Source organism: Arthrobacter sp. EM1 (assembly GCF_029964055.1).
Taxonomy (GTDB): domain Bacteria; phylum Actinomycetota; class Actinomycetes; order Actinomycetales; family Micrococcaceae; genus Arthrobacter.
In genome coordinates, this window is sequence record NZ_CP124836.1 from 2492520 (window position 1) to 2506406 (window position 13887).

The window sequence follows — 13887 nt, forward strand, 5'->3', positions numbered from 1 at the left end:
CGCAAATTATTCCCGATCTTTCAGACTCGCCGTGCTGCATCGCCGTCTTGGGCGCCGCTCAATCTACCGTGGGAGCGTGAGAAGAAAACCAATCGAACTGGCAGCTGTGGCAACCGCGGCAGTGCCCGGGCTGACACCGACCGCCGTCAGCTCTGCGCCCGACGATCCGGCAGACTTCGATTCGGCACTCCTGCTGGATTCCGAGGGCAAGCGCTGGCGCGTCCGCTCGCCGCGCCATGCCGAGGCCAGCGCCCGCCTGGAAACTGAATTCCTGATACTGCGCGCTTTCACCCCCGGCGTCCGGGCAGAGCTTCCTTTCCTGATGCCAACCGTCGCCGGGACCGTCCGACAGGGACCGCTGAGCACGTTCGTGTATTCCCATTTGGCCGGATCCACCCGATCAGTCGAGGAACTCGGCGCCGCATCATCGGCCGTGGCCCGCGAAATCGGGGCGGCCCTCGCCGCCATCCACGACTTGCCCCACTCACTGGTCAGCAACGCCGACCTGCCAAGCTACACCCCGAACGAGTTCCGTCAGCGCCGCCTCAACGAACTGGACCAGGCCGCGACCACCGGCATGATTCCCGCGCTGCTGCTGCGACGCTGGGAACACGCCCTGGAAGACGTGTCCCTGTGGCGCTTCAATCCGTGTGTGGTCCACGGCGACCTGCACGAGGACAACCTGCTGGTGGACGGCGACCGTGTGACCGCCGTGACCGGTTGGACAGACTTGCGGATCGGCGACCCGGCCGATGACATGGCCTGGCTGGTCGCGTCCAACGACCATGAATTTGTGGAATCCGTACTAACCCACTACACCTCTTCCCGGCGCGACGTACCGGACGCGCACCTGCTGCGGCGAGCGGCGCTGTCCGCCGAATTCGCCCTGGCGCAGTACCTCGTTAAGGGCATCGCCGCCGCAAACCAGGACATGATCGACGAGGCGGAATCCATGCTCACCGCACTCGCCGAGGACGTCGCGGAACACGGCGGGCAGCCGATCAGCGTTGAACCGCTCCCCCAGCCCGTACCGGCCCCGGAACCGGATTCAAGGCTTGCCGCTGTTCCGGCGGGCAGCGCCGCACCCGCCGTCCTGGTCACACCGATCCCCCTCGGAACCGCCGGTGCGGACGATGCAGCGAACGACAGTGCCGCGGACGTCGACCGGCCCGCTGGCACCGCAGGAGCCAGCGTCTCCGTCACTGCAATCCCCGACGAACCGGCCCCCGCGGGCGCAATCGAGGACTCCTCAACCCAGTCGATCGCCGTCGTGGGCGGGGACAAAACCGCCCCCGCCGACGAAGCCGCCCCGGTGACGGAGGCGGCGAACCCGGCCGACGACACCTCCACGACCTCGCTCGCGATCGTCGAGCCGAAGACCCGCTAGCCGGTTCCGAGGGCAGCGGCGACGATTTGTTCGAGCCGTTCGGCCGAACCCAGATCGTGCGGCCTGACTACTGCGTCGTCGGCCACGTAGTAGAACGCCGCCCGAACCTGGTCCAGCGGGACTTCTTTGAGCCGGGCCCAGGCCAGCCGGTAGACGGCCAGCTGGACAGATTTGGTCTTCAACTGGACGGCCGACGGCCGGCGGCCGGTCTTCCAGTCCACCAGATCCCACCCGCCGTCGGAGTCCCGGAAGACCGCATCGATCCGGCCCCGGACCACCACATCACCGACCCGGGTCTCCACCGGAACCTCCACGTACGCCGGGGCGCGATCGGCCCACTCGGACTGGCGGAACGTCTCGACCATACTGTCCAGCCCGTAGGCTGCATCGATGTGGCCATCGGAACCGGCAGCTTCCTCCAGGTCCAGCATGCCGGCTGCGCCGAAGTACTCTTCGACCCAGGCGTGGAATGCGGTGCCCTTGCGGGCCGACATACCCGGCTCCCGCGGTACCGGGCGGCGCAGCCTCGCGACGACGGAGCCTGCGTCGTCCTCGAGATCCACCAGGGTGGACGCGGAGATGTGCCCCGGCAGGTGAACGTCCTGCACCGTGCTCCGACGGGAACGGCGCTCCAGCAGGGTCGCTGCCTCGTCCGCCCACCCGGCCGCGGGGCCACGCAGCTGCCGGCGTGTGTCTGCTCCGGCGACACCGGCGTCGGCATCCGGCCCGGCATCCGGCGGCACTTTCGGACCCATGGATCCCAACACCCGCCCGGCAGCGGACTCCATGGCCGTCCGCCGGCCGGGAATGAGGCGCAGCCGGGCGCCGCTGCGAGGATCAACGGGCCCCTCCAGCGGATCATACGGCCACCCCGCGACCTCCAGTTCCGAGGTCAACGGACTCTCCTGCGGCAATGATTCCTCGCTGACGGACAACGGGTGGATCACGGCGGCGCCGCCGGCGGCGAGCACCTCAAGTTCGGCCAGGAACGGCGACATGTCCGCCATCCCGGCCCGCGAGCCGACCCAGGCGGCGCTGGAAACCCAGAGCACATGTTTGGCGCGTGTGTAGGCCACATACGCGAGCCGACGTTCCTCGGCCTCGCCGTGAACCTGCACGGCGGACTTGAAGTCCTTTTCGGCGTCGAGCCAGCCTTTTTGGTCAGGGTGGTCGAGGTCCCATTGCGGAAGGTCCGAGCGGTCCCCGCGCAGCGGCCAGGGCAGTGCGGCGCTGCCGCTGCTCCAGCGCGAGTCCCGGCTGCTCGGGAAGGCCCCGGCATTGAGCCCGGGCACAAATACCACATCCCATTCCAGGCCTTTGGAAGCGTGTACCGTCAGTAGCTGCACGGCTTCATGGTTCACTTCGGGCGCCGCGGCATCCAGGCCATTCTCTTCGGCGGCCGCGGCCTCCAACCAGGCCAGGAACGCCAGCACATCCACCCGCTGGGACGTGTGCAGGAAGCCGGCAGCAGCGTCCTGGAAGGCGTCCAGGTTGCGGCGGGCCTGGTGAATGCTGATCCCCGGCCGTGCGGCGACCTCGATGTCCAGGAGCATCGCCCGCTCCACCTCACCAAGCAGGGTGGTCAGGTCGTCACCCATATAGCCGCGCAACTGCCGGAGCTCCGCCGAAAGCCGGAGGAGACGCTCCAGCGCCTCGGCACCGAGCTGGCGGCCGTGCACGGAGGTCCAGCCCGCACGCGGGAGCCAGTCGAGTGCCTCGATCAGGCTCGCGGCGTCCGTGAGGTCGCCCTCGATCACCACCGCCTCCGCGCCGTCGTCAACGGTAACGTCGTCGTCAGCGGCGCCGGGGCGGCCGCGGCGCCGGGCCAGGAAGCTGGACCAGTCGCGCAGGGCCATCAGGTCCGCGGGCCCGATCCGCCAGCGTGCCCCGGCCAGCAGGCGCATCAGCGAATCGGACCGTCCGGGGTCGGCCAGTACCCGGAGGGTCGCAACCAGGTCCACGATTTCGGGGGTGTCCAGCAGACCGCCGAGCCCGACGATTTCATAGGGGATCCCGCGCACTTCGAATTCGCGGCGAATGCATTCCATCTGGGCGCGCCGGCGGCACAGAACCGCCATGGCGGGCGGTTCAGGCTCCCCTGCCGTCCCGCTGAAGTCTGTCACCCTGAATTTCAACACGTCGCCCGCGATCGCCGCGGCCTCATCCTCATCGGTGCCAAACCGGCCCATCACCACGCGGCCCTGGACCGCGGCGGGGCTGGGCTGCAGCGGCGGCACCTCGACACCCCCGGCCTTGTCCCGTTCACCGGCCGGGCCGGTCCGGGCCGCGGCGGCGCTGAGCGGCGCGGAAATGACGTTGGCGGCCGAGAGGATGGTCCGGCCGTTGCGCCATGCCGTGGTGAGGTAGGACGTCGGCGCGAGGGCAAAGCCCGCCGTGCTGTCTGCCGCGTCGGCACCGGTACCGACGCCGGCTGGTCTTTCGCCGGCTCCGAGCCGCGCCGGGAATTCGCGGACGAAATGAAAGAGCTGGCCGGCGGAGGCTCCGCGGAAGCCGTAGATCGACTGATTGGGATCGCCCACCGCGGTGACCGCATGGCCGTCGCTGAACAACCGGGAGAAAAGGACAAGCTGGGCGTGTGAGGTGTCCTGGAATTCGTCGAGCAGCACCACCTTATAGCGCTGGCGTTCGGTTTCCGCGGCGAGCGGAATCTCGTTGGCCACACGGGCGGCGAGGGCCACGAGGTCCCCGAAGTCGAGGGCACCGCGGGCACGCTTGGCGTCCGTATAGCGCCCCACCATGTCCGCGACGCTGGCCCGGGTGCGCAGCAGTCCGCTGAGCTCGGCGACGGCCTGGCTGGGATTCTTTGTGGCGGTTGCGAGGTAGGGCAGCTGCTCAAACTCGGCCACCCGCTCCAGCAGCCAGCGGCGGACGCCGGCGGGTTCCTGGAGATGCTCAGCGCACTCGCCCGCCAGTTGGATGACTGCCTTGACCAGGGTGGATTTTGCGGATCGGAAGTGTTCGTAGTCGCCGTCGTAGGCTTCCACGACTTCGCTGGCGAGCTGGAAGGCCTGGGCGCCGCCGAGGAGCACAACGTCGCGTTCGACGCCGAGCCGCAGCCCGTAGTCCGACACAATGCCGCTGGCGTAGGAGTGGTAGGTGGAGACCTTGGGTTCAAGTGCATCGGTACTGAGCAGCCCGGCGGGGAACACCTGATTCTGCGTGTCGGACGCGGCGATACGCTGCAGCGCCGCCAGCTTGGCGCGGATCCGGCTGGCCAGTTCGCCGGCCGCCTTGCGCGTAAAGGTTACGCCGAGGACTTCCTCCGGACGGACCCAGCCGTTGGCGACAAGCCACACCACGCGGTCTGCCATCGTGGCGGTCTTGCCCGAACCGGCGCCGGCAATAACGAGCCGCGGCGACAGGGGTGAGGAAATGATCTGCGACTGTTCGGCTGTAGGGCTGTTGGTCTCCCCCAGCAGGGCCGAGAGCTCCGCCGGGGTGAACCTGGGGACTGGAAGTGCTGCCGGTGCAACGGCGGAACGGGCAGTTTCGGTGCTCATTCGGTAACCTGCTTTCCCCGCAGGCACAGCGGGCAGACTTCGGGAAGGCGGCAGCCGTGGCCACCGTGGCCACTTTTGGACGGATCATGGCGGGCCTCGAAAGCGCTCCCGGACATCACCCGGGCAGCGTCGCCGACCATGTCCAGTGCCCAGTTTTCCGCGGGGTCCAGCGCTGCCTGGGACTGGATGCCAGGGCTTTTGGTGCCGGTTCCCAGCTGGGCCAGGACGGCACCGCCGGGCAGCGGGGGCGGGCCGTCGTCGGAACCGGCGAAACCTCCGGCCAGCACCGCAGCCTGGTACGCTCCCAGCTGCGGATGCCGCGCCAGCTCGGCTTTGCCCGGCTGCCGTTTGCCGGTCTTGAGGTCCACCACAACGAGCCGGCCCTCGGCGTCGATCTCCAGCCGGTCGACCTGGCCGCGCAGCACGGCCGGGCGGGCAGGCCAAGGGCCCCCGTCGGCGCCCGCGTCAGCGCCGGCCGTTCCGTTCCCGGCCCCAAGGTCCGGGAGCTTGACTTCGAAGTCCAGCTCGACGCCGACCAGGGACCGTCCCTCGCTGCGCATCACCAGCACGTACTGGGCAAGTTTACGAACCATCGTTTCGGCGCGCTGGAAGTCCAGTTTGCCTTCCCAGTTGTCCTTCATCCCCAACGCCGGCCAGCGGCGGATGAGCTCAGCCACGTATTCACCGCCCGAAGCATCGGGCAGGTCCTGCGCGATGGCGTGGACCAGGGTGCCCAGGCTGCGGGCAAAGTCGGTGGCGGCTTCGCCACCGGCAGCCTGGACGAACCAGTCCAGCGGCGACTTCTGCACCGTCTCCACCTTCGAAGGCGAGACGTAGACAGTGCCGCCTGGGGGAACAACGGGATCGTCCGTGGACAGCGGGGCCAGCCCCCACCAGCTCGCGGGATGCGCGCCGGGTACGGCGGGCTCAGCCGCGGCCAATGTGCCAAGAACGTCGGAGGCTTCCAGGGCTTCCGGAGTTCCGGCGTCGAGCTGGGCGTACTGGCGCAGCTCGGCGACGAGGGCGCGCAGGGTAAGAGGGCGCTCAACCTGGGTGAAAGCGCGCCGGTCCTGGCCGGGGCGGAGCGGCACCACGTAGTCCAGGAACGACGACGGCTGTTCATCCTCGGAAGACACGGCCGTGCAGATCAGTTGCTCCGTGGCCCGCGACACAGCAGTGGAGAAGCTGCGCAGCTCGTCGTAGCGGATTTCGCGCAGCCTGCTGAGGGGATCCAGTTGCAGGGCGTATTCCACGCCGTGCTCGACGGCGTCCGCGAAGAGTGTGCTGCCGAGCAGTTCGCCGCGGAGCCTGGTGTTTGGCCATACGCCTTCCTGCAGGCCGGGGACGATGACGACGGGCCATTCCCGGCCGGCAGCGCTGGCCGGGGTCATAAGTTCAACGGCGTCCTCCAGCTGGGCCCGTGCCGCGAGGGTGTCCATCGGGAGTTCCTGGCTGAGCAGGTACTCGAGGAACTGCTCGGGTCCGGACCCGGGCAGCTGGTCCACAAAGCGCTCCGCCGTGTGGAAAAGGGCCATCATGGCATCGAGGTCCCGGTCAGCACGGGCACCCGCCGATCCGCCGGCCAGCGCCGCCTCGGTCCAACGCGCGGCAAGACCGGTGGAGTTCCAGAGTGCCCAGAGCACCGTTTCGGCGTTGCCGCCCGGAGCCTGGGCGGCAACCCGGCCAGCCTGGATCATCCGTGCAATCCGTCGTGCAGAGGTGCCCTCAATGCCGAGGGTCCCGAGCGCGCCCGGTTCCAGCAGGGCCTCGACGAGGAGCACATCGCTGGTGCGGCCGCCGCCGCCCAGGAGCTCCTCCCGGCGCAGGGACTGGCGGAGGCGCCGCAGCTCGATCGCGGTGGCCCCGCCGATCCGCGAGGTCAGCAGCGCCACTGCCGCTTCGGGGCTGAGTGCGGCAGGGTCCAACACAACGGCATAGGCATTGAGCAGGGGCCGGACGGCGACTTCGTCGCGGACAGCGGATTCCGCCACCGGGATCCGGACCGGGATCCCCTGACCCGCGAGGTAGCGCTGCAGCTGGCTGAGCTGGCCGCCGTTGCGCACGACCACGGCGATGTCACCGAGGTCGCGGCCGTCGGTGAGCTGGGCTTCCAGGATCCGTTGTGCCACGTAGCGCAGTTCGTGCACCGGCGACGGCAGCAGGTGCGCTTCAACGGCTCCGGCGGCGGTTCCCGGGTCCGGATCCGGTGCGGGCGGCTGCTCGAGCTGGCGAGCGGACTGCCCGCCGGCCCTGCTGGAGATCCGTCCGGCAACCGAAAGCCAGGCCTCAGCAACCGCCGGGCTGTGGCGGTGTGCGGTCCGGAGCGGCCGTTCGATCACAACACCGTCGACGGGGGCCAGCAACCAGGGGAGCTCCGCGACAAGGTCCGGGCGGGCGCCGCGAAAACCCTGGACTACGGTGTCCGGCGATGCGGTAATGAGCGCTTCCTTGCCGGCGGCGATGTCCGCGAGCAGCTCGAATACGGCGGGGTTGGCTTCCTGCATGTCGTCCACCAGGATCAGCTGGAGCCGGTCGCGTTCAGCGGCCAGAAAGTCCGGCTCGTCCTGGAAGATCTGCCGGGCCGCGGTGATGATGCCGGCCGGGTCGAAGGATTCCGGCATCCGCAGGTCCAGGACGTCGCGGTACTCCGCATAGAGTCCGGCTGCGGCAACCCAGTCCGGCCGGTGGCAACGTCGCGCCAGGACCACAAGGTCCTCGGCCGTCCGGCCGGATTCGATGATCCGGTCAAAGAGCTGGCGGACTTCCTGGCGGAAGCCCCGCGTCAGCAGTGCGGCCGCCAGGTCCTCGGGCCAGGGCAGCTCAAGTCCGGGCTCCGCGTGGCCCTCCAGCAGTTCCTTGATGATCAGGTCCTGTTCCGGGCCGGAGAGGAGTTTCGGCGGACGCGGCAGCGGCAGGATCCCTTCCGCTTTGGCGCGCCGGATCAGATCGAAGGCGTATGAAGCCCAGGTGCGTGCCGGCGTCGTACTTAAACTGCGGTCCAGCCGGGCCGTAAAGCGGTCCCTGAGCGAATCGGCGGCAAGGCGTCCGGGGGCGAGGATGAGGATCCGTTCCGGATCGAGTCCATCGCGCCGGGCCCGCCGGACGGCGGCCTCAACGAGCACAGTGGACTTGCCGGTTCCCGGCGCTCCCGGGATCAGAACGGGGCCGGAGCCGTGTGGGACGTCGACGGCGGCGAGCTGGTCTGCCGACAACACAGGCACAGCGTTGTGCAGTTTTTTTGGCGGCAGCAGTCGGAGCGCGGAACCGGAGCCGCCCGGCCTGGCAGCTCGGCGCGTCCCGGCTTCGGACCCTCCTGGTGCCTGAGCCAGGGAAGCCGGTGGAGATGTTGCGGGCCGTGTGACGGGCGGGCGGGACTCGGCGTTCTTGCTGGGGTTGCTCACACAGTCATTTCATCATCAGGGACCGACAGTTTGCGCAAGGATCGTTCCAGCCGCTCTGCGGCGGCGTCGATGGCGTCGAAATCACTGCCCGTCGGCGCCCAGCGGGCAGCCATCAGGTCCACCCGGAAACGCCCCTCACCGGAGTGCAGGTACTTTTTGTACTCGCCCAGCAGCGGGGTGCCTTCCCGGAGGTACCGGGCAAGGGCCTCGCGTTCGTGTCCGGGAGGCGCCTCGCCGCTGGACTTCAGGACCCGCCACCAGGGAACCGCGCTGCCGTGGTGGCTCATCACGGCGCCAATCTGGCGGGGGCCGCCGGAACCGAGGAGTTCCGCGATGTCGCCGTAGGCCACCGCGGCGCCTGCGGGGATCAGCGCCACCACATCCAGCACCGCCTCCACATACTCCGCTTTCATCACTCCAGCCTAGCGGCGCGGCAGTCCCGACAGTCCTCCCCACCCCAACCCGCCCCACCCCAACCCGCCCCGCCAGCCGGACGGCTGCGGTAGGCACCGCCGACGCCGTGCCGGGCACAAACGCTGGCGCGTTCCTGTCGGTGGCAGCAGGTAGCGTTGATGCATGAGCACTTGGAACACCCTCCCCCGCGCGGCCTTCGACCTCGAAACCACAGGTCGGAACTCGCGCTCCGCACGGATCGTCACGGCATCCATCACTGTGGTGGACAACGACGGCGGGATCATCAACGAGCACGAGTGGCTCGCCGATCCGGGAGTCGAGATCCCGACCGAGGCCAGTGACATCCATGGCGTCACGACAGAACGGGCCCGCAGCGAGGGCCGCCCTGCCGCCGAAGTGACGCGGGAGGTTGCCGCAGCGCTTCAAGAGCTCTTCGACCGGGGAGTGCCGGTCATCGCCTTCAACGCCAGCTACGACTTCACCGTGCTCGCCGCCGAATCGGCCCGCTACGGTGTCCCGCAGTTGAGCCGTTTTCCCGTCCTGGATCCGTACATCATGAACAAGCAGGTCGACCGGTACCGCAAAGGCAAGCGCACGCTGACAGCCCTTTGCGAGGAGTACGGGGTGAACCTGGACAATGCCCACACCTCAGCGGCGGACGCCCTCGCCACCCTCCGTATGCTCGACGCCATGGCAGGGAAGTTCCCGAAGCTCCGGATGCCGGCCAGCCACCTGCACCAGCTCCAGATCGAGTGGGCCTCGGCCCAGGCGTCGGATTTTCAGACCTACCTGCGCAAAACCAAACCCGCCGCCGTGATCGAGGGCGACTGGCCGGTGCTGCCGCCGGAAGACGCCAGCCGCGGGGATTTCTAGGACAAAGAGCACGTCACGCGCCGAAACACTGACGGGCATGGCGGCACGCTATAGCCCTCAACGCCCCGAAAACCGGCCAAGTGCGACGGAAATCACAGCCCTTGCGGCGCCGGGCGGGACCGGGCCTGCACGTCATTCGTTCCGTCGCACCCTGCCCGGACGGCTCAGATACCGTGGCACTACTAAGGCGCATGAACTTAATTCGGCATCGAAGGGAGATCGAGAGCATAAATTCGCTTTGAATTCGCCTTCGGGTCAGGTGTCACACTTATATTTTGCGGCTTGCTGTCCCCGGTCCGTCCGCGCCCTGCGCCCGGGCGCGGCGTTGCCCCCGCGGACCACACACTCCTGACGAAAGCGATTGCATGATGAAAACCAAAGCCATGAAGTGGCTGACTACTGTTCCTGTGGCGATCGCTGTGGCTGTGTCCCTGGCGGCCTGCGGCGGCGGATCAGCGCAACCGTCCGGCTCACCCACTGACGCACTCGCCGGCAGCGACCAGACTTCGCTGGACAAGTACACGACCGCTGACATCACTCCCCTGGACACGATCGACAAGACGAAACTTGGCTTGATCACCGAGGGCACCTTGCGGGTCGGCACCCTCTCGGATGCGCCGCCGAACATCTTCATCGATCCCTCCGGTAAGTTCACCGGCTACGACAACGAGCTGATGCGTGCGATCGGCGACAAGCTGGGCCTCAAGGTCGAATTCGCTTCAACCGACTTCTCCGCGTTGCTCTCACAAGTCAACAACAAACAGTTCGACGCCGGATCATCCTCGATTTCCACGACCGACAAGCGCCGCGAAACGGTTGGCTTCACCAATGGCTACGACTTCGGCTACATGGCTGTCGTGACAAAGGACAACGCCCAGGTCAAGTCCTTCGATGACCTTAAGGCCGGCGTACGCGTCGGCGTCGTCCAGGGCACCGTGCAGGATGACTACGTCACCAATACGCTTAAACTTGAGCCTGTCCGCTTCCCTGACTACAACACGGTCTACGCCAGCGTGAAGAACGGCCAGGTGGACGCGTGGGTGGCCCCGTCCCAGCAGGCAACAGGCCAGGTCAAGGAAGGCGACAAGACCAAAATCGCCGAGAAGGTCGTAAATACCCAGAACTTCACGGCCTACGCCGTGAACAAGGACAACAAGGCCCTTATCGAGGCGCTGAACGCCGGCCTGGATGCAGTGATCGCCGACGGCACGTGGACCAAGCTGACGTCCGAGTGGTACACGGACCGTCCCACCGTGGCGGAGCAGACCCCGCAGGGCTGGAAGCCGGGCAGCAAGGCCGTCCAGATTCCGGCAAAGTAGCCCGGGCCGTCTATGAACCTCCTGGATATCCTCAAACAACTTGGCGACACCTTCCTCGACTGGAAGGCGATGGGCGAAGTCATCCCCATGATGTTCGCGGTCGGCTTGCCGAATACGATCGTCCTGGCAATCACTTCCGGCATCATCGGAACGCTGCTCGGGATGGTGCTTGCCCTGATGGGTATCTCCAGGAACGCTGCGGTGCGCTGGATCGCGCGTGTCTACACCGACATCCTGCGTGGGCTGCCGCCGGTGCTGACGATCCTCGTGATCGGTTTCGGCTTCGGTCCGATCATTCGGCAACTGACCGGATCGACGAGCCCGTACCCGATGGCGGTGGCGGCACTGTCGCTGATGTCGGCAGCTTACATCGGTGAGATTTTCCGCTCCGGCATCCAGAGCGTGGACAAGGGACAGCTCGAAGCCACCCGCGCCCTGGGATTCGGCTATGGCCCCTCGATGCGGCTGGTGGTTGTGCCCCAGGGCATCCGGCGGGTTCTGCCCGCACTGGTTAACCAGTTCATCGCCCTGATCAAGGAGTCCTCGCTGGTTTTCCTCTTGGGCCTGCTGGCCTCGGAACGGGAAATCTTCCAGATCGGCAAGGATGCGGCGTCGACCAGCGGGAACCTGTCCCCGTATGTTGCCGCGGCGGTCTTCTACCTGGCCCTGACGGTTCCATTAACACACTTCGTGAACTGGATTGATGGCCGCCTGCGTTCGGGCCGGCCGGAAAAAAAGGAACCCGATGACGCGGCCGCCAAGGTCGGAAAGGGGGCCCCGGCATGAGCGAGTTTGCTTCCGGGTCGCTGACAGCAAAAAACATCCACCTGTCGTTCGGGGCGAACCACGTCCTCCGCGGCATCGACCTGCACGTTGGGCAGGGCACAACGGCTTCCGTTATCGGGCCGTCCGGCTCAGGTAAGTCAACGCTTCTGCGGGTTATGAACCGGCTGATCGAACCCGACCAGGGCGACATCCTCCTCGACGGGAAGTCCGTGCTTCAGGACAACCCCGACGAGCTGCGCCGGCGGATCGGTATGGTCTTCCAGCAATTCAATCTGTTCCCGCACAAGACCGTGGTGGAAAACGTCTCGCTGGCACTGCGCAAGCTCCGCGGAATGTCCAAGGAGCAGGCCCGCGAGGAGGCAGTTGCCCAGCTTGACCTCGTGGGGCTCAAGCACAAGGCGGATGCCCGCCCCGCCAATCTCTCCGGAGGTCAGCAGCAGCGGGTGGCGATAGCGCGGGCTTTGGCCATGAAACCCGAAGTGATGTTCTTCGACGAGGCTACGTCCGCGCTCGACCCGGAACTTGTCAAGGGTGTGCTGGCGCTGATGGCCGACCTCGCCAAGGGTGGTATGACCATGGTCGTGGTGACTCACGAGATGGGCTTCTCCCGGAACGTCTCGGACACCGTGACGTTTATGGACGGCGGCGTCGTCGTCGAGTCCGGGCCGCCGGAACAGATCTTCACCGATCCGCGCACGGAACGCCTGCAGGGATTCCTTTCGGACGTCCTCTAGAGCGCGGGACGGCCGCTTAAGCATGTGGGGCACCCGCCGCGGCGGGTGCCCCACAGCTGTTTAAGCTCGATACCGGATGGGCAGTACGGGCCGTGGGGCCCGCCGGAGCTACGCCTTCGCGGCCGCCGCTGCCTTGGCGGCGGCCGGCAGGGCATCGAAGATCCGGTTCATCGCGGCGTCGTCGTGCGCGGCGGAGAGGAACCAGGCCTCGAAGACCGACGGCGGGAGGTAAACCCCGGCGTCGAGCATGGAGTGGAAGAACGGCGCGTAGCGGAACACTTCCTGGCCCTGGGCGTCGTCGTAGTTGTGTACGCCGCGCGCCGAGGTGCCAAACGCCACCGAGAACAGGTTCCCGGCTCGCTGGATCGAATGGTCCACCCCTGCCGCGCCCAGTGCCGAGGACAGTGCCGCGGAGAGCTCCAGCGAGCGGGCGTCCACAAAGGAGTAGACTCCGGCGTTGGCGTGGGTGAGGGTGGCGACGCCGGCGGCCATGGCCACCGGGTTTCCGGAGAGCGTGCCGGCCTGGTAGACGGGGCCCAACGGCGCCAGGTAGTCCATGACCTCTGCGCGGCCGGCGAGGGCCGCGGCCGGCATTCCGCCGCCGATGACCTTGCCGAACGTCAGCAGGTCCGGGGTCCAGGGCTGGGCCGCGCCGGCGGCACCGCCAGTGAGGCCCCAGTAGCCCGAGTAGCCGGTCCGGAATCCAGTCAGGACTTCATCGAGGATCAGCAAGGCGCCGTGCTCGCCGGTGATGCGCGACAGGCCGGCATTAAACCCCTCACCCGGGGTGACGACGCCCATGTTGGCCGGCGCCGCCTCCGTGATGACGGCGGCGATGTTGGGTCCGTGCTGGGCGAAGGCGGCCTCGACGGCGGCGAGGTCGTTGTAGGGCAGGACGAGGGTTTCGGCTGCGGTGGCGGCCGTGACGCCGGCCGAACCCGGCAGCGCGAGAGTCGCCAGGCCCGAGCCGGCCGCAGCGAGGAGCCCGTCGAGGTGTCCGTGGTAGCAGCCGGCGAACTTGATGATGAGGTTCCGGCCGGTGAAGCCGCGGGCCAGCCGGACGGCGGTCATGGTGGCCTCGGTGCCGGTGGAGACCATCCGGACCCGCTCGGCGGCAGGAACACGTTCCTGCACGATAGCCGCGAGATTGGCCTCATCCGGCGTCGAGGCGCCAAAGGACAGCCCCCGGTCGACGGCGGCATGCACCGCGGCGAGGACCTCCGGGTGTGCATGACCCAACAGTGCCGGGCCCCAGGAGCAGACCAGGTCCACGTATTCTGCGCCATCGGCATCTGTCAGATAGGGGCCCTTGGCGGAGACCATAAACCGCGGTGTGCCGCCGACGGAGCCGAACGCACGGACTGGCGAGTTAACACCGCCCGGCATCAGCTGGCGGGCGCGGTCGAAGAGTGCCTCGTTGCGAGGGTGGCTGGAAGTCATGGTTCCTATTCT

General features: G+C 67.6%; 9 protein-coding genes. 5 read left to right on the forward strand and 4 right to left on the reverse strand.

All coding sequences use genetic code 11. The features are described 5' to 3' along the window. Positions 1-76 precede the first annotated feature (76 nt). Positions 77-1387, forward strand: a complete 1311-nt coding sequence (locus QI450_RS11480; protein ID WP_226773810.1) for a macrolide 2'-phosphotransferase — start codon at positions 77-79, stop codon at positions 1385-1387. On the opposite strand, the gene QI450_RS11485 is transcribed toward QI450_RS11480, so the two are convergent. From QI450_RS11485 to QI450_RS11495, 3 genes are all read right to left on the reverse strand, one after another. Next, positions 1384-4908, reverse strand: a complete 3525-nt coding sequence (locus QI450_RS11485) for an ATP-dependent DNA helicase (RefSeq protein WP_226773809.1) — start codon at positions 4906-4908, stop codon at positions 1384-1386. The two genes, QI450_RS11480 and QI450_RS11485, sit on opposite strands and share 4 nt — an antisense overlap. After that, positions 4905-8123 carry an ATP-dependent DNA helicase gene (locus QI450_RS11490; protein ID WP_309485674.1) on the reverse strand — a complete coding sequence of 1073 codons (3219 nt, stop codon included), beginning with the start codon at positions 8121-8123 and terminating at the stop codon, positions 4905-4907. The genes QI450_RS11485 and QI450_RS11490 overlap by 4 nt, the downstream gene beginning before the upstream one ends. 182 nt (positions 8124-8305) lie before the next feature. Next, a complete protein-coding gene (locus QI450_RS11495; protein WP_226773808.1) occupies positions 8306-8722 on the reverse strand; it encodes an MGMT family protein in 417 nt (138 codons plus the stop codon). Between the two features lie 163 nt (positions 8723-8885). Here QI450_RS11495 and QI450_RS11500 point away from each other — a divergent pair, with 163 nt between their 5' ends. From QI450_RS11500 to QI450_RS11515, 4 genes are all read left to right on the forward strand, one after another. Continuing rightward, positions 8886-9596 carry a 3'-5' exonuclease gene (locus QI450_RS11500; protein WP_226774982.1) on the forward strand — a complete coding sequence of 237 codons (711 nt, stop codon included), beginning with the start codon at positions 8886-8888 and terminating at the stop codon, positions 9594-9596. 368 nt (positions 9597-9964) lie between these two features. Further along, positions 9965-10915 carry an ABC transporter substrate-binding protein gene (locus QI450_RS11505; protein ID WP_226774986.1) on the forward strand — a complete coding sequence of 317 codons (951 nt, stop codon included), beginning with the start codon at positions 9965-9967 and terminating at the stop codon, positions 10913-10915. 21 nt (positions 10916-10936) lie between these two features. After that, positions 10937-11701 carry an amino acid ABC transporter permease gene (locus tag QI450_RS11510; RefSeq protein ID WP_226774987.1) on the forward strand — a complete coding sequence of 255 codons (765 nt, stop codon included), beginning with the start codon at positions 10937-10939 and terminating at the stop codon, positions 11699-11701. After that, positions 11698-12435, forward strand: coding sequence for an amino acid ABC transporter ATP-binding protein (locus QI450_RS11515; RefSeq protein WP_226774983.1), 738 nt, complete (start codon positions 11698-11700; stop codon positions 12433-12435). The genes QI450_RS11510 and QI450_RS11515 overlap by 4 nt, the downstream gene beginning before the upstream one ends. Positions 12436-12543: 108 nt before the next feature. Here QI450_RS11515 and hemL read toward each other — a convergent pair whose 3' ends face one another. Next, positions 12544-13875, reverse strand: coding sequence for a glutamate-1-semialdehyde 2,1-aminomutase (hemL, locus tag QI450_RS11520; RefSeq protein WP_226774984.1), 1332 nt, complete (start codon positions 13873-13875; stop codon positions 12544-12546). Positions 13876-13887: the final 12 nt, after the last annotated feature.